The sequence below is a fragment of the Pedobacter sp. UC225_61 genome, assembly GCF_044452285.1.
Taxonomy (GTDB): Bacteria; Bacteroidota; Bacteroidia; order Sphingobacteriales; family Sphingobacteriaceae; genus Pedobacter.
The window spans coordinates 2169795-2191305 of record NZ_JBIOAL010000001.1 but is presented as its reverse complement, the minus strand read 5'-3'; the positions used below and the strand labels follow the sequence as shown (position 1 = coordinate 2191305).

Sequence of the window (21511 nt, the reverse complement as noted above, 5' to 3'; positions counted from 1 at the left end):
TCTTGTACGGTGCAAAATTGCATTAAAATAAACCACTAATGCAAGTGTAAATTTGCTTAGTGTATCATAAACACCATTGCAAAAAAGGTAAAAGGTTAGGAATAGGACGTTTAAAATTAGTTTTTGCTAGAAGATTTTTTTTCTAACATTTTTAATCTTTTGTCTAAAGAGAAGAGATAGATCAATAAACCAAGCAAAATTATTACGATTACAGCAACAACAACGTATATTTTTCCATTGCTACGTAAGGCATCAGCCATTTCTACTGTATTGTTCTGAGCGAACAAATTAAGGGTACTTACTAACATTAATAAAGTGAAAATAATTTTCTTCATGGCATTAATTTGTTTGATGTTCTATAGAACGAATTCTAAAACGAATGGTATAAATCCAGTAGCCAATAATCGACCAACCGATAAATGCTGGATAAAGAACTGCCCTCATCCTGCTATCTAAATCATAACTATTAAACCCAGGATTACCGCCATTTCCGGGATGTAGTGAGGATTGTAATCGAGGTAAAACCATAATTAATACAACCATCATTGGAAAAGCAAAAATATTATATATGGCCGATATTTTAGCTCTTTTCTGCTCCTCATCAATTGAATTTCTTAATACCAAATAAGCAAAATAGAGTAAAATGGCAATTGCAGTAAAATTTTGCTTTACATCAAAACTCCAAAATTGACCCCAAGTATATTTTGCCCAAATTGCTCCTGTAACTAACCCTAAAACACTAAATATTATACCAACATTAACGCTTTCCACAGCTTTTAAATCATCTAATTCATTTCCTTTCCATAAAAATTTAATGCTATAAAAAACTGAAATAGAAAATAATACAATCATTGCTAACCACATAGGCACGTGGAAATACAAATTTCTGATGGTTTCATTTAAAATATCTAAATGCGGAACGCCTAATAATAACCCAGCGATTGTTGAATAAATCACTAAAACAGCACCTAAAATTTTCCACCAAGATTTTTGCATTTTTTATTTTGATTTGGTTTTTAATCCCGCCAAAGGTAAGGAAATAACAATAAAGACACAGCCATTACCAATACATTTATCACGGCTAATAAGCCTATATCATCTAAACTTACACTTCTATCTAAGCCATCAATAGCATTTTTCGCTAATTTGATTAACACAATTAACACCGGAATAATAATCGGGAAACTTAAAATTGCCATCAACATCCCGCCGTTACCTGCTTTAGAAGCAATTGCCGAAACCATGGTAAATATGGTTGCAAAACTTAAGCTTCCTAAAACTGTTGCTACCAAGTACATTCCCATGTCAGCACCTGCTGGAAAAGAAAAAACTAAAGTATAAAACAGCAAAGCGATTAGCGTTAATCCAATCATTAATAAACTATTGTACACTGTTTTAGCTATAATTAATGCTACAGGGCTAACCAATGTATAAATGTATAAATGTCTGCCTTTACTTTCTTGCAAAAAACTTTTAGCTACAGCATTTATAGAAGCAAAAAGCATAATAATCCAAAATAGCGCATTCCACGTTAATTTTTCTGGAACACTTACAAAGGATAGAAAACAAACAAATACAGTTGAAACTACATACAACAAAATGCCATTGAGCGCATATTTAGAACGCCATTCCAATAACATTTCCTTGCGGATGAGTTGTTTAACTTGATTTGCGATTTGCATAGCGACAAAGATAGTTTTATTGCTAAATTGTTGCAGTGTTAAATTGTTGTATTGTTGTAATATTGTGTTGTGGATCAAAAATATTGTAGTGTTGTAAAAAGTCCGATTGGAGATATAACTATCCTAGCGGATGATGTTGCTGTAAATGTAATTACGTTTAGCGAAAGAGAAATCGATGGATTGGAAGAAAACGAAATCAGTAAAACTGCAGCAAAACAATTACGAGCTTATTTTGATGGCCAATTACAAGAATTCACATTTCCCATAAATCAAACAGGAACTGATTTTCAGCAAGAGGTTTGGCATAATTTATCTAAAATACCTTATGCAGAAACTATTTCTTATGCTAAATTTTCTGCGCAACAGCCTTTAGCTATTCGAGCAATAGCAGCAGCAAATGGGAAAAACAATATCGCAATTGTTGTTCCTTGCCACAGAGTGATTGGAAGTGATGGCAAATTAGTTGGTTATGCTGGTGGTTTGTGGCGAAAAAAATGGCTCTTACAACATGAACGAGAAGTTGCACAAAAAGGTCAAACAGAGTTAAAATTTTAATATGAATCCTTATTTAGATATCGCATTGCGAAGTTTAGCTGTCTATACTTTTATGTTAATAGCTATCCGATTAACTGGTAAAAAAGAGTTTTCGCAATTAAATACCATTGATGTGGTACTTATTTTATTAATCAGCAATGCGGTGCAAAATGCAATGGTGGGAAGTAATACAAGTTTGCTTGGTGGATTAGCTGCAGCTGCTGTGCTTTTTATTTTAAATTATGGACTAAAGAAATTGATGTTTAACAATAAAAGTGTAAGAGAATTCATTTCTCAACATCCTGAGATATTAATTCATGATGGTAAACTTGAATTTAATAAGTTAAGTCATTTAGGAATTAGCGATGACGAATTAAAAAGAAGCCATGCGAGAACATGGAGTTGAGCATTACAAAGATGTTAAACTTGCCATTTTTGAAGTAGATGGTAATATCAGCATCATTACAGGCGATAAAACATTAAAGCAAACACACTACAAACGCAAAAAATCACACAAAACGTTAACTGTTGGTGGTTAACCTTTCTCTTTTTACACTAGTTAGCAATAATAAAACAGCAACTAATAAAACAATCCACCCCCATTGATAGTGAATAGTTTTTGCTAAAACTTTATCAAAAAACTTAGAACCAAAATAATTGTTTGATTTAAAATAAACCGCAGCTGCCATTAATAAACTCCAAATAAATAGCACAATTGTTAGTAATCTAAATGCTTTTAATTGTCTTACAAACAAACACAATGAGGTTAATGCAAGAATGGCAAAAGTAATTAGAAACAAACGTTGATCTGTTTGATATAGATTCCAGTTTCCTTTTAATGGCACTTTAATTATTGGAGAAACCCCTGCAGCTAATGCTGCTAAAAGTAAGCCTAAATAAGCATTGAATTTTTTTACAATTAACATCTCTTGAGTCTATTAAAAATTATTTCCTAGTATCAATACCCATTTTCTCCGCAAAATGCGCACAATAATCACGTAAATCTTCTATGATATTTTCTTCACCAGTTGCTTTTAAAAAGCTATCACCCATGGTTTGCAAAGTCTCGTAGAAAAAACGCTTCATTTCATCTACAGGCATATCTTTTGTCCATAAATCAATGCGCATTGAGTTTTTATAATTATGATCCCAAAAAGATAACATCATAGATTTTACAGGTACTTGATCTTTATTCGCTCCATCTGTACTTTGATATAAAATTTGATCTGGCAAATTATTATCGTCTAATTCTACTGTTATTTTTATCTCTGCTTTCTTCATGTTAAATTTTTTACGGTTGCAAATATGCTGATTTTACAAAGCATATTTAAACGCATATCGTTTTACTTTTGTAATATTAAAATAAGGACAGCAGTTAGTACAATGAACACTAATTCTACAATCCAAATTCGTTTCAAATCCTTAAATGTAAATCTAAAAATCAAATCACTCACAAAACTTACTACGACTAAACAACCTAAAAGAAATTTGTAAAAAGCCGTCATATCAAAATGTTGTCCAGTAGTTTTCGTTTGAAAAAAACTAATAACTAATAGTGCGAAACTTAATGCAGTTACAATATTTAATGGCGTTAATCGTAGTTTCATTATGATTTCTTCTTATCAAAACGTTTTTTATTCTTAAACACTTTTGTTTTGTGTGCTTTATTTCTGGCTTTTTCTCTTTCTCGATCTTCGATTTGTTTAGCGTTTTTCTTTTCGTGGAAAGCACCTTTAAAATCTGGATCTTCTTTACGTTTTTGCAAATCTATTTCTTTTGCAATTTGTTGTTTTTCATCGTAAGGCGTTTTCTTCCACAAAAACTCCTTCAGGAATTGGTTCAACTGGAATAAACTGACGTGTTAATTTTTCAATTTTACGGATGTAATATTTCTCTGCTTCTGTACAAAAAGTAATTGCATCTCCTGTGGCAAAAGCCCTACCAGTACGACCAATTCTGTGTACATAATCTTCAATAATAATGGGTACATCAAAGTTTATCACATGACTTACATCCGTTACATCAATTCCTCTTGATGCCACATCTGTTGCTACTAAAACCCTAATATTTCCTTCTTTAAAACTATTTATAGAATTGATACGTGTATTTTGTCCTTTATTTGCGTGAATAACTCTAACTGATTCTTCTCCAAAACGACGCACCACAAAACTGAAAATGTTATCAGCTACCGCTTTGGTTTTGCAAAAAATAATTAGTCTGTTAAAAACTTCAACATCTTTCAGCAAATGCTGTAATAAGTTGATTTTCGTTTTAAAGTTCGGCACTTCATACAAAACCTGTGTAACCGTACTTGCTGGTGTTGCTTGTTCAGATGCTTCAATTATGGTTGGATGTTTCAAGAAATCCCCTGCAATTTTCTGTACTAAATCGCTCATTGTAGCCGAAAAAAGCAAGTTTTGACGCTTACGGGGCACTACTTCTAAAATTCTGTGAATGGAACCAATAAATCCCATATCCATCATTTTATCAGCTTCGTCTAATACTAAAAACTGTAAATATTTGGTGTTAATATCTCCCGAAAGGTAAATATCTAAAAACCTGCCAGGCGTTGCGATAATAATATCAACTCCTGCTTTTAACTGCTCTTTTTGTGCTTTAGGACCAATTCCGCCAAAAATCACCACCGATCTTAAATCGGTATAGGTGCTAAATCGCTTCACTTCCTCTGCAATTTGCATAGCTAATTCCCGAGTTGGCGCTAAAATTAATGCCCTTGCTGCATCGCCTTGTGCATACTTTAATTTCATTAGCATTGGCAAAACGTAGGCTGCAGTTTTACCAGTTCCAGTTTCGGCTATGCCGCAAATATCTTGACCAGATAAAACTGGTGCAATTGCTTTTTCCTGTATTGGAGTGGCAACAGTGTACCCCGCATCGGCAACTGCGTTTAATATTTGCCTATTTAAATTAAATTCTTCAAACGATTTTGCCATAGCGTACAAAGATAGGTTTTTAAGATGAAAGCTTAAGAAAAGCAATTTTAGTACTAATCGTTTACGAAAGTCCTGCTATTCGCTTTACTCGTTTCACTTCGTGCTCGCTACTATCAGGTTTATTCCACAAAAACTAGTACATAAACTTCATAATTCCTAACTTTACCAGCATGAGTACATATCTGATAAAAGGCGCAACTTTAGTTAACGAAGGACAGCAATTTATAGCTGATGTTTTAATAAAAAATGGATTAATCGAGAAAATTGGTCAATCGTTATCAGCTCCAGAAGCACAAGAAATTAACGCTGATGGACTTCACCTTTTACCGGGAATGATTGACGACCAAGTTCATTTTCGCGAACCTGGATTAACACACAAAGCGGATATTTTTACAGAAAGTATGGCAGCTGTTGCAGGTGGTATTACTTCTTTTATGGAAATGCCGAACACTGTTCCAAACACGTTAACACAAGAATTATTAGCTAATAAATATGCTATCGCTGCACAAACATCATTAGCTAACTATTCATTTTACATGGGTGCCAGCAATGATAATATTGAAGAGGTTTTAAAAACAGATGCTAAAAATGTGTGCGGGATTAAGGTTTTCATGGGTTCTTCAACTGGAAATATGTTGGTAGACAATGAACAAACATTAGAAAACATTTTCAGTAAAGCTCCCATATTAGTCGCCACACATTGTGAAGATGAAGCCACTATTCGTGAAAATTTAGCCATTTTTAAAGCGAAATATGGTGAAGATTTAACAATAGAAATGCATCCTTTAATTCGTAGTGCAGAAGCTTGTTATAAATCTTCGTCATTAGCAGTAGAATTGGCCAAACGTTATCAAACGCGATTACACATTTTACATATTTCTACGGCAAAAGAAATTGCTTTATTTGATAATTCAATTCCTTTAAAAGATAAAAAAATAACTGCCGAAGCTTGTGTGCATCACCTTTGGTTTAATGACCAAGATTATGCAACAAAAGGAAATTTTATTAAATGGAATCCTGCTGTAAAAACCGCAGCAGATCAAGCTGGAATTTTGCAAGGTGTTTTAAATGACAACATTGATGTCATTGCAACTGATCACGCACCACATACATTAGCAGAAAAACAACAGCCTTATTCACAAGCACCTTCTGGTGGACCTTTAGTGCAACATGCTTTACCTGCTTTGTTAGAAATGCATTTGCAAGGTAAAATCTCTCTAGAAAAAATCGCTGAAAAAACTGCTCATAACTTGGCTATTTGCTTTGACATTGAAAAACGTGGTTTCATTCGTGAAGGGTATTGGGCAGATTTAGTATTGGTAAACTTAAACGATCCATTTAAAGTAACTCCATTAAACATTTTTTATAAATGTGGTTGGTCACCATTTGATGGTGAAACTTTTCAAGCGAGTATTACACACACTTTTGTATCGGGCAATTTGGCATATCAAAATGGTAAATTTGTAACTAGTGAAATTGGTAAGAGATTGAGTTTTACTCGCTAGTTTATGCAAGCTGTCATTCCTCGTAAACTTCTACTAAAATCTGCCTTAATCTTCGGTATCGCCTTATTCATATTTCTTTTTGGATTATTCCCTCAAGTAGTCCTTACAGTTTATTCAAAAGGTTTATATCCTATTATTTCCTCTACTTTAAGATGGATTTCTTCTATTTTTCCTTTTGCTTTAGGTGATATTCTATACGGAATATTGATTATTATAGCTCTGATACAACTCTTTCTATTCGTTAAAAGAAGAAAATCACTAACTAAAGCCCATCGATTAATCATTCCCTTAAAACTGTTTAATCTAATCTTGATTTTATACATCGCTTTTAAACTACTTTGGGGTTTAAATTATTCGCGACCAAGTATTACCCAGCAATTGGCTATTAGTGATCAAAAATATACAGTAAAAGAATTAGTGCTTTTAGGTGATTACTTTATTGATAAATTAAATACACTTCAATCTCAATTATCTCCTAAACTCAGTTATGATATTAACCAGCTTCGTGAAAAAGCAGTAGTAGAGTATCATAATATGGAAAAGAAAAATCCATTTTTCACCTATAATGCGCCGTCTGTAAAACCAGTATTAAACAATTGGATGGTTAGTAAAATAGGAATTGAAGGTTATTACAACCCATTAAGTGGCGAGGCTAATGTAAATATGAAACTACCAGCTTGGGTATTGCCTTTTGTGGCTTGTCATGAAATTTCGCACCAAATGGGTGTTGCCCGAGAAGATGAAGCCAATTTAGTAGCATATTTGGTGGGTACAAATAGCAGCGATATTAACTTTAAATATTCTGTAAATTATAATATGTTGCGTTATATTTTATTCGAAATTAGGATAAAGTCACCTGAAGATTATCTTAAAATGCGTGATAAAATAGCTCCAGAAGTTTTAGCAAACTTTAAAGCAGAAAATGAATTCTGGGCAAAATACAATGGACAAATGTCGAATTATATGGGTGTTGCTTTTGATAAATTTTTAAAGCTTAACAATCAAAAAAGAGGGATTAAAAGCTACCAAAATATTGTAATTTGGTTATGGAATATACATAAGTCTGAGCTAGTCAGAAAGTCCGAGGTCGGAAAGATTAAGTTGTTTAATAGCTGAGCATTTAAAGAACTAACGGATTTAAAATAGCATCCAGTCTTTCTATTTATTGACTTTCGGACTAATAACTTCCCGACCTACCCTACCCATGTATCGCTTCTTTAGTACCAAAACTCATAATTAATTCTCCTTCGAAAGCCAACCATTCTTTCCATCGTTTATCTACATCAACATCTATACTGTACTTACGAGCAAAGTTTAAAAAAGTGGTATAATGTCCAGCTTCCGAAACCATTAAATCATGGTAAAACTGAGCTAATTCTTTATCCTGAATATTTTGAGATAATACTCGGAAACGTTCACAACTTCTTGCTTCTATCATTGCAGCAAACAATAATCTTTCTATAAAACTATTGTTTCTGGAACCATCTTTTTTACAAAACTTCATCAACTGTCCAACATAATCGTCTTTTCTACCACGACCTAGTGTATATCCTCTTTTTTTAATGATGTCCACCACTTGCTGAAAATGTTGCATTTCTTCTAAAGCAATAACTGTTAATTCTGATACTAAATCAATGTGTTCGCAATTATCTGCAATTAAATTTATGGCATTAGTAGCTGCTTTTTGTTCGCACCACGCATGGTCGGTTAAAATTTCTTCCAAATTAGATTCTGCAATATTCGCCCAACGCGGGTCAGTCAATAATTTAAGTCCTAGCATGTTTCAAAATTAATAAAATACTCCGAAGCTAGGATATTCGAAAGTTCCTACTTTTTACATCTTTTGGACTTTAACCTTACAACATTATTGTAAATTTGCGACGTTATGGCAAAAATATCCATCAATCTGGCGACAGGTTCATTACAACAAGAAGAAATTATAGTCGGTATAGATTTAGGCACTACAAATAGTTTGGTTGCTTTTATCAATCCAGAGAAAAACCCACAGGTAATTAATGATACTGGAAAAGGGCTCTTAGTACCTTCTATTGTACATTTTAATGAACATGGTGATGCCGAAGTTGGTAATGAAGCCAAAGCTTTTTTAACTTCAGATCCTGCTAACACTATCTTTTCTGTAAAACGATTATTAGGTCGTTCTTACAAAGATGTAGCCAATCACAAAGACATTTTTAGCTATAAAATCATTGATGATGATACAGATGCTTTAGTGAAAATTAAAGCTGGAAATAAATTTTACACGCCGATTGAACTTTCAGCAGAGATATTAAAAGAATTAAAAGCAAGAGCAGAACACGCTTTAAAAACACCAGTTAACAGAGCTGTAATTACTGTACCAGCATATTTTAACGATAGTCAACGTCAAGCCACTCGCGATGCTGGTAAACTAGCTGGATTAGATGTGTTACGTATTGTGAATGAACCTACTGCTGCAAGTTTAGCCTATGGTTTAGGTCTTGATCCTACACAACAAAAAACAATTGCAGTATACGATTTAGGCGGCGGGACTTTCGATGTTTCTATCCTTCAAATACAGAACGGAATATTTGAGGTTTTAGCAACCAATGGCAATACCTTCTTAGGGGGAGATGATTTTGACAGAGCCATTTTAAACTATTGGATTGAGAAAAACAACTTAGATTTTGCAACCGTTGCTCAAGATAATATCCTAATGCAAACCTTACGTTTACAAGCCGAAGCTGCTAAAAAAGCATTATCTACGCAAAATTTATACAACGAACAATTAGGCGAAATTTGGTGCACGTTGGATAAACAAACATTCGAAAAATTGATTGCAGATAAAGTTGCTGAAACGTTAACCTGCTGTAAACAAGCATTAACTGACGCAAATTTAACTATCGCAGAAATTGATGAAGTTGTTTTAGTAGGTGGTTCAACGCGTACGCCGTATGTAAAACAAGCGGTAAGTGATTTCTTTAATCGTCAGCCACACGATCAAATTAACCCTGATGAAGTAGTTGCTTTAGGTGCTGCCATTCAAGCAGATATTTTAGCTGGTAATCGTTCAGATATTTTATTATTAGATGTAACTCCGCTTTCATTAGGTATCGAAACCATGGGTGGATTGATGGATGTAATCATTGCTCGCAACAGCAAAGTGCCGACAAAAGCTGGTCGCCAATACACTACATCAATTGATGGACAAGTAAATATGAAAATTTCTGTTTATCAAGGTGAGCGAGATTTAGTAAAAGAAAATCGCAAACTAGCCGAGTTCGATTTAAAAGGAATTCCAGCTATGCCAGCTGGTTTACCAAAAGTTGACATTAACTTTTTATTAAATGCAGATGGAATTTTAACTGTTCAGGCAATAGAGTTACGCTCAGGCGTGAAGCAAGAAATAGATATTATTCCTAGTTATGGTTTAAGCGATGATACGGTAGAAAAGATGTTAATTGATAGCATTGAAAATGCCAAAAGCGATGTAGAACAACGTATGCTTATTGAAGCTAAAAGTGAAGGTGAACAATTAGTGTATACTGCAGAGCGATTTATTAAAAAGAATGGCAATATCTTAAACGAGCAAGAATTAACCTTAACTATTGTACTTATTGCCGAACTTAAAGATGCGCTGGATAGCGGCGAAAAAGATCGTATTTTAAAGAAAGCCGACGAATTGAATGAGTTTACTCGTCCTTTTGCAGAGCGATTAATGGATATGGCAGTTGGTCAAGCGATGAAAGGTAAAAGCATAGATGAGCAATAATTAAACCTGTAGCTAAATTCTATTTAGCACCAAACATCATTTGCCAAAAAGTGTATACATAACAACCTACACAAATTGCAAACACACTTTCTAGCAGCGCAAAAACCAATAAAATACTTGTTAAAACTAGAGCAGCAAGATTAAATTGTAATACATAAACTGCACTAATAAGTATGCAAAACACAAACCCCAATGTTGCAGCAAATTTCTTTGGGGACAAATCAGTCATTTTCGTAGGGAAGGAGAATACTTTAAAAACTTGTAACGCAACAGCTTTTAACATGCTCCATTTTCCACTGGTAAAAGCTCTAATTGCAAAATCTACCATTAAAAAAATCATTGCATAGTAATTATCAAAAGCAATACATACAATTGCAATGATCGCCACTAATAACGCGACTATTCTAATTACACTTTCATTAACTCTTTCTGCAGAAATAGGACAAGAAACTTCCATTTATTTTTTTCTACAAAGATAATTCAAATCGACTTATATTTATTTAACTAAAGAGTCACAATAACCTTAAAAGTTGAGAAATTAAGTACAGATGATTAATTGCACAAGAACAAACTCTGAAAATAAAGACTTCCAGAAATTGGTAGCTGAACTTGATGCTGATTTAAAAGTTAGAGATGGAGAAGATCATTCATTTTATGCTCAGTTTAATAAAATAGACGCTATTAAATATGCAATTGTGGCATATGAAAATGGAATTGCTATAGGTTGCGGAGCAATTAAAGCATATGCAACAGATACAATGGAAGTGAAGAGAATGTTTGTATCTCCTACTAAACGTGGACTAGGAATAGCTTCAACAATTTTAAATCAATTAGAGATTTGGGCGAAAGAACTTCATCATAAAAAATGTGTGCTCGAAACAGGTAATAAACAACCCGAAGCCATTGCACTTTATCTAAAAAGTGGTTATCAAATTATACCAAACTATGGCCAATATGAAGGTGTAGAGAATAGTGTATGTTTTGAAAAAGTACTAGCTTAATTAAAAGATTTCCTTATCTTCATTTTATGAAAAGATTAACGATTTTGCTATTGTTAATCATCCCATTTCTATTTTGCACTTCTTGGGGCTTCTTTGCCCACCGAAGAATTAATCAACTGGCGGTATTTACATTACCAGCTGAAATGATTAGTTTTTACAAAACTGGTTATAAATATATTACCGAGCATGCTGTAGATCCAGATAAGCGTAGATATATTGATACACTGGAAGCTCCTAGACATTATTTAGATGTAGAAAACTACGAGCAAAATATAGATAGTATTCCTGAGAAGTTTAACGATGCCTTAGCCAAATATGGGCAAAAGAAACTGAATGAAAATGGAATGGTTCCTTGGCAAATTCAACGAACCTATTACAGTTTAATTAAAGCTTTTAAAACTCATGATTCGCTAAAGATTTTAAAATATTCTGCTGAATTAGGTCATTATATTGGGGATGCTCATGTTCCTTTACACACCAGTAATAATCACAACGGCCAATTAACCAACCAAGTTGGAATTCATGCTTTTTGGGAAAGCAGACTTCCAGAATTATTTGCTGGTGGATATAATTTTGTTGTTGGCAAAGCTTATTACATTGAAGATCCTTTAAAAACTGCTTGGGGAATTGTGAAGCATTCGCATAGTTTATTAGATAGCGTTTTACTTTTTGAAGCAGAGCTGAATAAAACATTCCCATCCGATCAGAAATATAGTTTCTCAGAGCGGAGTAATGTAGTTATAAAACAATATTCGCCTGCCTATTCAAAAGCTTATCAAAATAAAATGAATGGTATGGTAGAAAAACAAATGCGTTCTGCCATTTTAATGATTGGCTCTTTTTGGTTCTCTGCATGGGTAGATGCAGGTCAACCCGAACTTAAAAATCTAATTAAAATAGAAATAAGTCCAGAAGAAAGAAAAGCTACCGAGCTAGAAGAAAAGAAATATAAAGAAGGCAAAATTATTGGAAGAGAAAATTAATCCTCTTTTGATGCAGTTACATCAACTTCATCCACCAATTCTTTAACTTCTTTCTTGCTGAACAAAGATTTTAAAGCACCATAAACAACTGGAACAAAAGTGCCAATTGCAATAACTAATACTAAAATTTCAAAATTTTTCTCTACGAAAGGGATTTTCCCCAATAAATAGCCTGCAAATAGCAAACTAGTTATCCAAGCTATACCACCTACAATATTATAATAGGTAAACTTACTAAAAGACATTCTAGCAGCTCCTGCCACAAAAGGTGCAATTGTTCTTACAATAGGCAAAAACCTACTAAAAACAATAGCTCTTGCGCCATGTTTTTCAAAGTATTCGTGAGACTGATGATAGTATTTCAGTTTAAGAATTTTATTGTTTTCTTTAAACACTTTAATCCCAAAATATTTACCTAATTGATAATTTAAAGAATTCCCTAAAACAGCGGCAATGATTAAAATAACTAACATGAACCAAATATTTAAACCTGTTCCATTACCGGCAACTAAAGCGCCAACTGCAAACAACATGGAATCTCCAGGTAAAAATGGTGTAACCACAAATCCAGTTTCTGCAAAAATAATAATGAATAAGATAAGGTAAGTCCAGGTTTTATATTCCTGCATAATTACTTCTAAAGTTTCTTTTGTATTAGTAAGTAATTGTATAAGTAAGTCTAAGAATTCCAATTTTTCTGTTTTTTTCAAAAATAAGCATATGGTTTTGATAACCATGCTTAATTTCAAATTAAGATGTTAATTATAGGTAATTTTATTTATGGTTAGATTAGCATTTGAGGTTCCACTGAACCAAATGGTATATATTTTTCCAGCTTCAAATTCTGTTCCTGAGATCACTTTAAATCCGCCAGCACCTAAAATAGAAACTCTTAAATCAATAGTTGGGTCTATAGAAAAGTAACTTGAAGCTTCTTTAAATGGCAATGAATTAATTAATAAAACATTTCCTGTTAAGTTTACATTTACTGCATTCGTAAAATAAGGACTTAAATTTATAAAGCGCACATTCGCTTTTCCAGAAGGTGTAGTTCCTAAATTATCTTCAAAAGTTAAAACTTCTCCTTTATTGGATTTGTCTTCTACATAGAATGACGTATACGATAACGTTGGGACAAAGATGACTTCTGCAGACGCATTTTCGCTTGTATTTGAAAAAGACGCGTTTTTAGTACCTGAAGGAATTTTTAAATAATCACTACCCTCTCCAAATCCTATAGCTTGAGGATTAACCTTAACATTGTCTAAATAAAAATCTATTGCAGATGCAGTGTGAGATGCATTAACTAATTTAATTTTCGCTTCTCCTTCAACAACTTCATTAGAAATTACCATGTCCTTTTTACAAGAAAAAAGACAACATAATGTAGTAAAACACATTAAACTTAAATAGAAATGAAGTCTATTAACAGCGAGTAGCGGTATTTTCATAAATTTAGTCTAACTCTGGTATTAAACAACAATGGCTCGGTCAAAAACCAAGCCATTGTTATGAAATTATAAGTTTAAAGTTTAATTAATCACTAAAAACAAAAACTATATACTGATTAGTAACTATTATTTAGCATTACCGGCATCACTAACATTAAAACGTCTTCGTTTTCGTCGTTAGTTTGTGGAATTAATAAACCTGCTCTATTTGGTGTAGATAATTCTAAAGTAACTTCTTCACCACTTAAATTACTTAGCATTTCGATTAAAAAACGGGCATTAAAACCAATTTCTAAATCTTCGCCTTCGTATTGACAGCTTAAACGTTCGTGAGCTTCATTTGCAAAATCTAAATCTTCTGAAGAGATATTTAATTCACTTCCATTAATTTTTAATCTCACCTGATGTGTAGTTTTATTCGCAAAAATCACAACTCTACGTAATGTGTTTAGGAATAACGCTCTATCAATTACTAATTTATTCGGATTATTAGCAGGAATTACCGCTTCGTAATCTGGATAACGTTCATCAATTAAACGACAAACTAGATTGATATTTTCAAATTTAAAGAAAGCACTTGTCGCATTATAATCTACAGAAACATTAACATCTGTACTTGGTAAAGCAGCTTTTAATAAAGTTAATGCTTTTTTAGGCAAAATAAACGATGATGCTTTATCAGCTTTGCTATCAGTTCTGCGGTAACGCACTAATTTATGTGCATCTGTTGCTACAAATGTAATGTGCTGAGGAGAAAGTTGACAATATACACCTGTCATTGCTGGGCGCAACTCATCGTTACTTACTGCAAATATGGTTTTAGTAATTGCTTCAATTAAAACTGATGCAGGTAAATTTACCGATGAAGCGTTTTCTACTACTGGAATTTTTGGAAAATCATCTCCGTTTTCGCCACTTAGTTTATATTTTCCATCGCCTGCACTAATCTCAATAGAGAATGTAGTATCATCAATATTGAAAGAAATTGGCTGATCAGGTAATGTTTTTAAGGTGTCTAATAATATTCTAGATGGAACGGCAACTTTACCTTCTTCTTTCGATTCTACAGTTAACGATGTGGTCATGCTCGTTTGTAAATCTGTAGCAGAAATAGTTAGATTTCCATCTTTAATTTCGAATAAGAAATTTTCTAATATTGGCAAAACAGTACTGCTGCTAGATGCGCCATTAACTGTTTGTAAATGTTTTAATAATGTTGAAGTTGATACTATAAATCTCATAGTTGATTTTATCTGTTCTCAAAAATATAAAAATTACTTTGCATACTTATGTTTACGGTAATAATGTTGAAAAATTGCGAAACATATTAACAATAGTAACGGAGCAACTGCATTAATTAATTGCCATTTTGTTTTTTCTGCACGTAAACGAGCTTTATCCAACAATCTCACCTTAATTTCTTTATTGCGAAGGGCAATCAAATTATCATCATCTGTAAAATAATCGGCAATATTTAACAACAACGCCTTATTTCCATAATTCTGTTGCGAATATCGATCAAAACCTAAAGGGAAAGGCGTATTTTCTGATTTACTTACCTGATTATTAAAAATATCTCCATCACCTATTACAATCATTTTGGTAGGCTTACTTGTTGCAGGCACATCGTATTTCTCTGTAATTCCTTCTGGCACTGGTCGATTTAAAAACACAGATTTAAAACTACCTTCTAATAATACTCCAGCACTTTTTGATGTACTGGTATATTCTTCTGGTGTTGGTTGTTGTGCTAATAATTGTAACGAAAGTAGTTTAGGTGCATCGTAAATTTTATTATTAGGCGAGGTTTGAAGAATAATTTTCTTGTTCACATTTTGAACACCAATGGTATCTACTGTACTTGCAAATTCAGTTCGAATACCATCTATATTTTTTACCACATTACTGGTTGTATCAGGCATTAAAATTGGAAAATATAACCAAGGTGCTGTATCTATTTGAGCCTGTTGCCCTGCAGCACCAGTTGCATAAGGAATTAAGGCACAATTAATATCTGTAATTAAATTATAATTAATTCTAGCGCCATATTCAAAAAGCATGTCATCTAAATTCAATTGCTTATTCACCGCCATAATTTGCGGTCGTTTTTGCAAACTATCTAATTCCGCACCCACTTGATCAATTGCCCAAACTACTCTTCCGCCCTGCATTACAAAATAGTTAATTTTATACTTCTCTACTTCTGTTAATGCTTGTTGTGGTTTAGCAACAATTAACACCTTCAAATTATCTAAACCTTCTTTGGTAATGAGTTTTAAATCTACTCTACCTACATAATATTGTTGAGATAAAGAGGTAATGGCATCGTACAAATACAAGTTTGATGGTTCGCCATGTCCTTCTGTGAAACCAATACGTGGATTACTTTTGGTGATTAATCTTTTAATGGCTGATGTAAATGTGTATTCTAGATTTTGAATAGAACTGGTAATATTTTCCTCGTAATCTGTTGCTGCCCCACCCGTTTTTTGCAATAAATTAACTGGCATTTGGACTCCATCGCTTTCTATAAGTGCCATTGGGAAGATTATTTTCTGCGTAATTCCTGCATCACTTTTAATGTTAACCGCTAAAGGTTTTATACCAATTTGCAAATACTTATTAATGATGGTATCTTGTTCATTAGCAGGAATATTTGCTAAAGGATCTTCAAAAACAATTTTCACGTTAGCTTTCGAATACGCTTTATAATCGTTTAATACATCTTTTGTTGCATTGCGTAATCTCTTAAATGCAGCAGGTATTTCCCCATCTAAAAAAACCGTAATGATAATATCTCTAGTGGTTTTTTGTAAATTCTCTTTCGTCTTTTGTGTTAGGGTATAGCGTTTCTCTTTTGTGAAATCAAAACGTGTATAAAAGTATTGCGCTAGTACATTTAGAAGTACCAATAGCATCACAAAAAGTATAACCTTGATAGATTTGTTTTGATGCTTTACCATTTCCTACCTCCTACAACCATCTTGGTTAACCCCAAAAATATCAATACAAAACTGATGAAATAGATTAAATCTCGTGTATCCAAAACTCCTCTACTAATCGATTGGTAATGTTCGTTAATTCCTAAATTGACGAGTACGGTTTCCAAATAATTTAATTCGAACAATTTACTCAGCGAATCAAATCCGCTGAAAGCAAAGAAACATAAGAAAACAGCAATAGCAAATGCAATTACTTGATTTTTTGTAATAGATGAAGTGAAAATACCAATTGCTGTAAAAGCATTTCCAAGTAAAAACAGCCCTAAATAAGAACCTATTACGGCTCCAGAATCTACATTACCTTTAGGGAAACCTAATTGATAAATGCTATAATAATAAACCAATGTTGGTAGTAGAGCGAAAAGCAATAAAACAATACAAGCTAAATATTTCGCCAAGATAATTTGTAAATCACTTAATGGTCTAGTGGCTAAAAGTACATACGTTCCTTCTTTACGTTCTTCTGCAAAAGACCGCATGGTAATAGCAGGAATTAAAAACATAAATAAAAACGGAACTAAACTAAAAAAGCCATTTAATTCGGCATAACCATAATCTAATATAGATGTATCTGGAAAATACCATAAAAGTAAGGCACATGCCAACAAAAAAATACCAATGGTGATATAGGCCATTAGTGAATTTAAAAAGCTGAATAATTCTCGTTTAAAAACTGCGTACATCCAAAGAAATTAATGAGGTCGAAGTTATGCAATATCTGCTAAAACAAAAAAGGCTTCCCTAACTATTGGGAAGCCTTTCGCATTAAAAATATCGTTTAGAAAGTAAAGCCTAGGCCAACAGAAAAGACTTTGTTTTTAAACTTCACATCAAGATCCTGTTGATCAGGAATTACACTGCTTAAACCTAAACCATAACCAGCATGGATATTTACACGATTAAGTTGGTAACCGCCTAAAAAGTTTATTCCGAAATCACTACGTTTAAAGTTATCTTCTCCAGAGCCAATTTCAATATCTTGTTTTACGCCACCAGATTTAGCATACGCATCAACTGCAAATGCATAATATGGACCTGCGCCAAAAAAAACTTTACCACTACCTGCTGTAAAATTTGCTAATAAATTTACTGGAACTTCGATGTACATAGAGTTTATCGTACCACTTTCGTTTGCAGTTACCGAACCCCCATCAAAATCAAAATCTCCTCCATTTACTTTTGTTCCTTTGTTAATTAAAGTTAAGCCGGGTTGAACCGAGAATATAGTTGAAACAGGAATATCTGCCGTTCCACCTACATAAAATGATGTTTTCGAATCGAAGCTTGCCGATACTCCCATTGTAGACAAAGTCATGTTTGAGAAAGTTACACCAGCTTTCACACCGAATTTAACTGGAGTTTGAGCCAAAACTGCCGTGCTTAAGCCAGCAATTAAGGTTAAGGATAATACTAGTTTTTTCATGTTTTCTTGTTTGTTTATCTGATTGTAAAACTATAAAATTAGTACCAATAAAAAAGCCCCAGCAAAAAATTACTGGGGCTTTTTTTATTAGATTGATACTTACAAACCGAATGCAAATGCTGCACGTAAGCCCATAAAACCAAATGAATTGCCATCTTTTGACCAGTTTTCGTAACGTAAACCGAAGTCTAAGCTAGATTTATCTGATACTGAGAAAGAAGCTCCTAAAGTTGGGGCTAAAGCTAAAGCAGTACCTCCACCATTTTCTGTACTAATTGCAGCGCCTACTTCACCAGCAGCATAAAAGTTACCACCAAAATAATATTTAACACCTGCTTTTAGAGGAACAATTCCTTCGCTAGTTGGAAAACCTGCAGCTTTAGCTATATCTTTAGTATCTCCTGTTAAAAAATGTGATAAGTAACCACCAGATACGGTTAGGTTTAAAGACTTAGCTACTGGCTGCTCAAATTGTAATGATCCACCTGCAAGCATATTGTCTTTTGAATTGTCTCCAACAGGCAAGCCAGCTTCTGCACCAATACTTAATTTTCTTACAGCACCTTCTGTTTGTGCTGATGCTGCAAAGCCTAAACCTGCAACAAGGGCTAATGATAATACTAATTTTTTCATTGTGTTTTTTTGTAATTTATGTTTGTATTAATTTCTCAATTAGATACAATAACTAAGCCAGTAGTTACAAAGAATTGTCAGATTTTTGACAACTTATACGAATAATTAGCTAATGAGATGAATTTCAATTGGTTAATTTTCTGAACACTTCCTCTAAAGAATCAGTCTTATTTTGTTCTTTCAGGTCTTCTATGGCAGTATTATGTGACAATTTTTCTTACAAGCCAAATGCATATGCTGCACGTATGCCTAAAAATGATAAAGATCTACTTGTAGTCCAAGTTCCATAGCGTAAACCAAAATCTAAGCTTGATTTATCAGCAATAGAAAAAGAAGCACCTAAGCTTGGACCGAAAATAAAAGCTGTACCTCCACCATCAACGCTAATTGCAACACCTGCATCACCTGCACCATAAAAATTATTATTGAAATAATATTTTGCTCCTGCTTTTATTGGAATCATACCCAAACTTGTAGGGAGACCAAATGCTTTAAAAGCATCTCTCAAGTCACCAGTAATCATTTGTGAAAGATAACCTGTAGAAAAAATTAAGTTCAAAGACTTTGCCACTGGTTGTTCAAATTGTATGGATCCACCTGCAATTACAATGTCTTTAATTCCCCTATTAGTTGAAATACCGAATTCGGCACCAATACTTAATTTTTTAACAGCGCCTTCTGTTTGTGCTGATGCTACAAAGTTTAAACCTGCAACAAGTGCAATTGATAATACTAATTTTTTCATAGTTTATGTATTTATAATTTAAAACACAATAACTCTGCCTCTTGAAAAAAATTGTTAGCTCATTTTGATGATATATAGTTTTATTATCTAATGCTATGACGATCAATTTGTTAATCTTCTAAAAACCTCTTCCAATGAATTAGTTTCATTCTGTCTTTTAAGTTCATCAATTGTTGAATTTGCCACAATTTTCCCCTTATTGATGATAATTACCTCATCGCAAATCGCCTCAACTTCTTGCATAATATGGGTAGATAAAATAACTGTTTTATCCTTACCCAAGTTTTTAATTAATGTTCTAATATCTGCTAATTGATTTGGATCTAAACCAGAGGTTGGTTCATCTAATATTAACACTTTCGGGTTATGAATAATTGCTTGTGCTAAACCGACACGTTGCTTATAACCCTTAGAAAGCATACTGATTTTCTTATGCTGTTCGGGCGTTAATCCAACTTGCTTAATCACCTCTTCTACCCTATGTTCCAAATTTTCTAATTGATAGGTTTGCCCTACAAAACTTAAAAATTCACGGATATACATTTCAGTATATAAAGGGGTATTTTCTGGTAAATAACCAATTTGTTTTTTGATAGCTAGCGCATCTGTCAAAATATCTTTATCGCAAATTTCTATACTGCCAGCTGTAGCTGCCAAATAGCCAGTCAACATTTTCATCGTGGTAGATTTGCCAGCGCCATTTGGTCCTAAAAAACCTAAAATCTTACCAGGTTTCGCTTCAAAACTGATGTTATCAACTGCTTTTTGTGAACCGTAGTGCTTAGATAGATCTTTTACTTTAATACTCATTTACTTTAAGTTTAAGTTTGCAAACTTAAGCTTTTTGTCGTTTCTATAATTATCAAATTGTGAACCTGCCAATACCAATTCATCTGTCGATAAAATATCAGCTCCATTTCCTAATAATTGTTCGTATACTTTTTGATTAGGATTAGCAATAGCGCTTTTATCTAAGTTGCCCATTGTACCTAAAATACAGGTAATCCCTTTACGATGTAAATATTCATATACGGCTTTATCTGGTGCTGCTGTACCTACAAAGGCAACAATTCTATTGTTTGGCACCCCCATTTCATTTAAACGCTCTATATCTGCAATGCTTCTGGCGGAGGCTGATATCATTAAATCAGGCGCCAGTTGATGCACTTCTGCAGCTTGGTTAGCATTATAAGTAATTACAATTGAGTTGGCTTCTGATTTTGTTCTTCGCACCGCAGCTATAATTTTAGCATAAGGAACACCGCGTTTAATATCGATGGTAAAGATAACCTTATTTTTGCCCCAAGTTAACACTTCATCCAAAGTTGGAATTTTAAAAGAAGTCACTTTTCCATCATCGTCTTTTAAGCTAAATTTCTGCAATTCTGCATAAGTATAACTTCCAATCAGCCCTGTTCCAGTACTTGTTCTATCTAGTTTATCATCATGCATAATTACCAACGCAGAATCTTTACTCAAAGCCACGTCAAACTCAATAATTACAGGCTGGTAAGTTGTTGCATTTTCGAAAGTTTCAATGGCATTTTCTGGAAAGCCCGACATTGGTCCTCCACGGTGTGCACTAATTAAAGGAAATCCAGTTGTTTTACGGTTTAGGAAATTAGTAAAATCATCCGCAGAGCGAAAATAAATATAATGATGTTTTGATGGCGATATGCATGATAAGCATATGATAAAAACAGCAACAACAAGTAGATTGATTTTTTTCATATTCCAAAATTAAATTAAAATTAGAAGGCAGAAACACTTTGATTTGAAATGTTACATTATCAACTGTTAATTCAGCTATTGATTACAAAACCATCCTTTCAATTACCCAATTTTATTAT

The 21511-nt window shown here is 33.3% G+C and carries 26 protein-coding genes and 1 pseudogene; 8 read left to right on the top strand and 19 right to left on the bottom strand.

The window, feature by feature from the left end; all coding sequences use genetic code 11:
* Positions 1 to 116: 116 nt before the first annotated feature.
* Genes ACHMWN_RS10155 through ACHMWN_RS10145 form a run of 3 tightly spaced genes read right to left on the bottom strand, consistent with a single transcriptional unit; the run spans position 117 to position 1682 of the window.
* On the bottom strand, positions 117 to 335 hold the full coding sequence (locus ACHMWN_RS10155) for a CcmD family protein (protein WP_397300457.1): 219 nt from the start codon (positions 333 to 335) through the stop codon (positions 117 to 119).
* A 4-nt stretch (positions 336 to 339) separates the two neighbouring features.
* Positions 340 to 996 carry a cytochrome c biogenesis protein CcsA gene (gene ccsA, locus ACHMWN_RS10150; protein ID WP_397300454.1) on the bottom strand — a complete coding sequence of 219 codons (657 nt, stop codon included), beginning with the start codon at positions 994 to 996 and terminating at the stop codon, positions 340 to 342.
* A gap of 20 nt (positions 997 to 1016) precedes the next feature.
* Positions 1017 to 1682 carry a heme exporter protein CcmB gene (locus ACHMWN_RS10145; RefSeq protein WP_397300451.1) on the bottom strand — a complete coding sequence of 222 codons (666 nt, stop codon included), beginning with the start codon at positions 1680 to 1682 and terminating at the stop codon, positions 1017 to 1019.
* Between the two features lie 69 nt (positions 1683 to 1751).
* Between ACHMWN_RS10145 and ACHMWN_RS10140 the strand changes: the two genes are divergently transcribed.
* From ACHMWN_RS10140 to ACHMWN_RS10130, 3 genes are read left to right on the top strand one after another with little or no spacing between them, the layout of a single operon-like run.
* The gene (locus ACHMWN_RS10140; RefSeq protein ID WP_397300448.1) at positions 1752 to 2237 is read left to right on the top strand and encodes a methylated-DNA--[protein]-cysteine S-methyltransferase; all 486 of its coding nucleotides are present in this window, start codon (positions 1752 to 1754) and stop codon (positions 2235 to 2237) included.
* A 1-nt stretch (position 2238) separates the two neighbouring features.
* Positions 2239 to 2622, top strand: a complete 384-nt coding sequence (locus tag ACHMWN_RS10135; protein ID WP_397300446.1) for a DUF421 domain-containing protein — start codon at positions 2239 to 2241, stop codon at positions 2620 to 2622.
* Positions 2603 to 2755, top strand: coding sequence for a YetF domain-containing protein (locus ACHMWN_RS10130; protein ID WP_397300443.1), 153 nt, complete (start codon positions 2603 to 2605; stop codon positions 2753 to 2755). The genes ACHMWN_RS10135 and ACHMWN_RS10130 overlap by 20 nt, the downstream gene beginning before the upstream one ends.
* Here ACHMWN_RS10130 and ACHMWN_RS10125 read toward each other — a convergent pair.
* The 4 genes and pseudogenes from ACHMWN_RS10125 to ACHMWN_RS10110 form a co-directional block, all read right to left on the bottom strand.
* Positions 2738 to 3142, bottom strand: a complete 405-nt coding sequence (locus ACHMWN_RS10125; protein WP_397300440.1) for a hypothetical protein — start codon at positions 3140 to 3142, stop codon at positions 2738 to 2740. The two genes, ACHMWN_RS10130 and ACHMWN_RS10125, sit on opposite strands and share 18 nt — an antisense overlap.
* A 19-nt stretch (positions 3143 to 3161) precedes the next feature.
* Complete coding sequence (gldC, locus tag ACHMWN_RS10120; RefSeq protein ID WP_397300438.1) at positions 3162 to 3497, bottom strand: gliding motility protein GldC; 336 nt, start codon at positions 3495 to 3497, stop codon at positions 3162 to 3164.
* 62 nt (positions 3498 to 3559) lie between these two features.
* On the bottom strand, positions 3560 to 3823 hold the full coding sequence (locus tag ACHMWN_RS10115) for a hypothetical protein (protein ID WP_397300436.1): 264 nt from the start codon (positions 3821 to 3823) through the stop codon (positions 3560 to 3562).
* A pseudogene (locus tag ACHMWN_RS10110) lies at positions 3823 to 5170 on the bottom strand (DEAD/DEAH box helicase). The gene ACHMWN_RS10115 and the pseudogene ACHMWN_RS10110 overlap by 1 nt, the downstream one beginning before the upstream one ends.
* Before the next feature lie 170 nt (positions 5171 to 5340).
* Here ACHMWN_RS10110 and ACHMWN_RS10105 point away from each other — a divergent pair.
* Positions 5341 to 6675 (top strand): dihydroorotase, encoded by a 1335-nt coding sequence (locus ACHMWN_RS10105; RefSeq protein WP_397300434.1) that lies wholly within the window; start codon positions 5341 to 5343, stop codon positions 6673 to 6675.
* Between the two features lie 3 nt (positions 6676 to 6678).
* On the top strand, positions 6679 to 7791 hold the full coding sequence (locus ACHMWN_RS10100; protein WP_397300431.1) for a DUF3810 domain-containing protein: 1113 nt from the start codon (positions 6679 to 6681) through the stop codon (positions 7789 to 7791).
* 82 nt (positions 7792 to 7873) lie between these two features.
* Here ACHMWN_RS10100 and ACHMWN_RS10095 read toward each other — a convergent pair whose 3' ends face one another.
* Positions 7874 to 8455, bottom strand: a complete 582-nt coding sequence (locus ACHMWN_RS10095; RefSeq protein WP_397300428.1) for a tRNA-(ms[2]io[6]A)-hydroxylase — start codon at positions 8453 to 8455, stop codon at positions 7874 to 7876.
* Positions 8456 to 8560: 105 nt separating this feature from the next.
* On the opposite strand from ACHMWN_RS10095, the gene hscA reads away from it, so the two are divergent.
* A complete protein-coding gene (gene hscA / locus ACHMWN_RS10090) occupies positions 8561 to 10423 on the top strand; it encodes a Fe-S protein assembly chaperone HscA (protein WP_397300426.1) in 1863 nt (620 codons plus the stop codon).
* A gap of 19 nt (positions 10424 to 10442) precedes the next feature.
* On the opposite strand, the gene ACHMWN_RS10085 is transcribed toward hscA, so the two are convergent.
* Positions 10443 to 10880 (bottom strand): DUF4395 domain-containing protein, encoded by a 438-nt coding sequence (locus tag ACHMWN_RS10085; RefSeq protein ID WP_397300423.1) that lies wholly within the window; start codon positions 10878 to 10880, stop codon positions 10443 to 10445.
* Positions 10881 to 10971: 91 nt separating this feature from the next.
* On the opposite strand from ACHMWN_RS10085, the gene ACHMWN_RS10080 reads away from it, so the two are divergent.
* A complete protein-coding gene (locus tag ACHMWN_RS10080; protein WP_397300422.1) occupies positions 10972 to 11424 on the top strand; it encodes a GNAT family N-acetyltransferase in 453 nt (150 codons plus the stop codon).
* 26 nt (positions 11425 to 11450) lie between these two features.
* Entirely contained in the window at positions 11451 to 12407 is a 957-nt protein-coding gene (locus tag ACHMWN_RS10075) for a zinc dependent phospholipase C family protein (RefSeq protein WP_397300419.1), read from the top strand.
* On the opposite strand, the gene ACHMWN_RS10070 is transcribed toward ACHMWN_RS10075, so the two are convergent.
* The 10 genes from ACHMWN_RS10070 to ACHMWN_RS10025 all read right to left on the bottom strand — a co-directional run bounded on the left by ACHMWN_RS10070 (position 12404) and on the right by ACHMWN_RS10025 (position 21392).
* Entirely contained in the window at positions 12404 to 13117 is a 714-nt protein-coding gene (locus ACHMWN_RS10070; protein WP_397300416.1) for a VTT domain-containing protein, read from the bottom strand. The genes ACHMWN_RS10075 and ACHMWN_RS10070 overlap by 4 nt on opposite strands.
* A 48-nt stretch (positions 13118 to 13165) precedes the next feature.
* Entirely contained in the window at positions 13166 to 13858 is a 693-nt protein-coding gene (locus tag ACHMWN_RS10065; RefSeq protein ID WP_397300414.1) for a DUF4397 domain-containing protein, read from the bottom strand.
* 116 nt (positions 13859 to 13974) lie between these two features.
* The gene (gene dnaN / locus ACHMWN_RS10060) at positions 13975 to 15099 is read right to left on the bottom strand and encodes a DNA polymerase III subunit beta (protein WP_397300413.1); all 1125 of its coding nucleotides are present in this window, start codon (positions 15097 to 15099) and stop codon (positions 13975 to 13977) included.
* 33 nt (positions 15100 to 15132) lie between these two features.
* The gene (gene gldG / locus ACHMWN_RS10055; RefSeq protein ID WP_397300410.1) at positions 15133 to 16821 is read right to left on the bottom strand and encodes a gliding motility-associated ABC transporter substrate-binding protein GldG; all 1689 of its coding nucleotides are present in this window, start codon (positions 16819 to 16821) and stop codon (positions 15133 to 15135) included.
* Positions 16815 to 17543, bottom strand: coding sequence for a gliding motility-associated ABC transporter permease subunit GldF (gldF, locus tag ACHMWN_RS10050; protein ID WP_397300408.1), 729 nt, complete (start codon positions 17541 to 17543; stop codon positions 16815 to 16817). Before gldF ends, gldG begins: the two co-directional genes overlap by 7 nt.
* A gap of 95 nt (positions 17544 to 17638) precedes the next feature.
* Positions 17639 to 18283: a porin family protein gene (locus ACHMWN_RS10045; protein ID WP_397300405.1), complete on the bottom strand. Its 645-nt coding sequence runs from the start codon at positions 18281 to 18283 to the stop codon at positions 17639 to 17641.
* A 99-nt stretch (positions 18284 to 18382) separates the two neighbouring features.
* Positions 18383 to 18916 carry a hypothetical protein gene (locus ACHMWN_RS10040; protein ID WP_397300402.1) on the bottom strand — a complete coding sequence of 178 codons (534 nt, stop codon included), beginning with the start codon at positions 18914 to 18916 and terminating at the stop codon, positions 18383 to 18385.
* Between the two features lie 217 nt (positions 18917 to 19133).
* The gene (locus ACHMWN_RS10035) at positions 19134 to 19661 is read right to left on the bottom strand and encodes a hypothetical protein (RefSeq protein ID WP_397300399.1); all 528 of its coding nucleotides are present in this window, start codon (positions 19659 to 19661) and stop codon (positions 19134 to 19136) included.
* Between the two features lie 102 nt (positions 19662 to 19763).
* Positions 19764 to 20471, bottom strand: a complete 708-nt coding sequence (locus ACHMWN_RS10030; RefSeq protein ID WP_397300396.1) for an ATP-binding cassette domain-containing protein — start codon at positions 20469 to 20471, stop codon at positions 19764 to 19766.
* Positions 20472 to 21392 carry a glycerophosphodiester phosphodiesterase family protein gene (locus tag ACHMWN_RS10025; protein ID WP_397300395.1) on the bottom strand — a complete coding sequence of 307 codons (921 nt, stop codon included), beginning with the start codon at positions 21390 to 21392 and terminating at the stop codon, positions 20472 to 20474.
* Positions 21393 to 21511 lie beyond the last annotated feature (119 nt).

Bases quoted from the DNA above. Each gene is read 5' to 3' on its own strand.
- ACHMWN_RS10030 (WP_397300396.1), bottom strand. From the start codon at position 20,471: ATGAGTATTAAAGTAAAAGATCTATCTAAGCACTACGGTTCACAAAAA.
- ACHMWN_RS10075 (WP_397300419.1), top strand. From the start codon at position 11,451: ATGAAAAGATTAACGATTTTGCTATTGTTAATCATCCCATTTCTATTT.
- gldF (WP_397300408.1), bottom strand. From the start codon at position 17,543: ATGTACGCAGTTTTTAAACGAGAATTATTCAGCTTTTTAAATTCACTA.
- ACHMWN_RS10130 (WP_397300443.1), top strand. From the start codon at position 2,603: ATGCGAGAACATGGAGTTGAGCATTACAAAGATGTTAAACTTGCCATT.
- ACHMWN_RS10155 (WP_397300457.1), bottom strand. From the start codon at position 335: ATGAAGAAAATTATTTTCACTTTATTAATGTTAGTAAGTACCCTTAAT.
- gldG (WP_397300410.1), bottom strand. From the start codon at position 16,821: ATGGTAAAGCATCAAAACAAATCTATCAAGGTTATACTTTTTGTGATG.
- ACHMWN_RS10065 (WP_397300414.1), bottom strand. From the start codon at position 13,858: ATGAAAATACCGCTACTCGCTGTTAATAGACTTCATTTCTATTTAAGT.
- ACHMWN_RS10145 (WP_397300451.1), bottom strand. From the start codon at position 1,682: ATGCAAATCGCAAATCAAGTTAAACAACTCATCCGCAAGGAAATGTTA.
- ccsA (WP_397300454.1), bottom strand. From the start codon at position 996: ATGCAAAAATCTTGGTGGAAAATTTTAGGTGCTGTTTTAGTGATTTAT.
- hscA (WP_397300426.1), top strand. From the start codon at position 8,561: ATGGCAAAAATATCCATCAATCTGGCGACAGGTTCATTACAACAAGAA.
- ACHMWN_RS10100 (WP_397300431.1), top strand. From the start codon at position 6,679: ATGCAAGCTGTCATTCCTCGTAAACTTCTACTAAAATCTGCCTTAATC.
- gldC (WP_397300438.1), bottom strand. From the start codon at position 3,497: ATGAAGAAAGCAGAGATAAAAATAACAGTAGAATTAGACGATAATAAT.
- ACHMWN_RS10135 (WP_397300446.1), top strand. From the start codon at position 2,239: ATGAATCCTTATTTAGATATCGCATTGCGAAGTTTAGCTGTCTATACT.
- ACHMWN_RS10025 (WP_397300395.1), bottom strand. From the start codon at position 21,392: ATGAAAAAAATCAATCTACTTGTTGTTGCTGTTTTTATCATATGCTTA.
- ACHMWN_RS10115 (WP_397300436.1), bottom strand. From the start codon at position 3,823: ATGAAACTACGATTAACGCCATTAAATATTGTAACTGCATTAAGTTTC.
- ACHMWN_RS10095 (WP_397300428.1), bottom strand. From the start codon at position 8,455: ATGCTAGGACTTAAATTATTGACTGACCCGCGTTGGGCGAATATTGCA.
- ACHMWN_RS10085 (WP_397300423.1), bottom strand. From the start codon at position 10,880: ATGGAAGTTTCTTGTCCTATTTCTGCAGAAAGAGTTAATGAAAGTGTA.
- ACHMWN_RS10045 (WP_397300405.1), bottom strand. From the start codon at position 18,283: ATGAAAAAACTAGTATTATCCTTAACCTTAATTGCTGGCTTAAGCACG.
- ACHMWN_RS10040 (WP_397300402.1), bottom strand. From the start codon at position 18,916: ATGAAAAAATTAGTATTATCATTAGCCCTTGTTGCAGGTTTAGGCTTT.
- ACHMWN_RS10105 (WP_397300434.1), top strand. From the start codon at position 5,341: ATGAGTACATATCTGATAAAAGGCGCAACTTTAGTTAACGAAGGACAG.
- ACHMWN_RS10035 (WP_397300399.1), bottom strand. From the start codon at position 19,661: ATGAAAAAATTAGTATTATCAATTGCACTTGTTGCAGGTTTAAACTTT.
- ACHMWN_RS10125 (WP_397300440.1), bottom strand. From the start codon at position 3,142: ATGTTAATTGTAAAAAAATTCAATGCTTATTTAGGCTTACTTTTAGCA.
- ACHMWN_RS10080 (WP_397300422.1), top strand. From the start codon at position 10,972: ATGATTAATTGCACAAGAACAAACTCTGAAAATAAAGACTTCCAGAAA.
- dnaN (WP_397300413.1), bottom strand. From the start codon at position 15,099: ATGAGATTTATAGTATCAACTTCAACATTATTAAAACATTTACAAACA.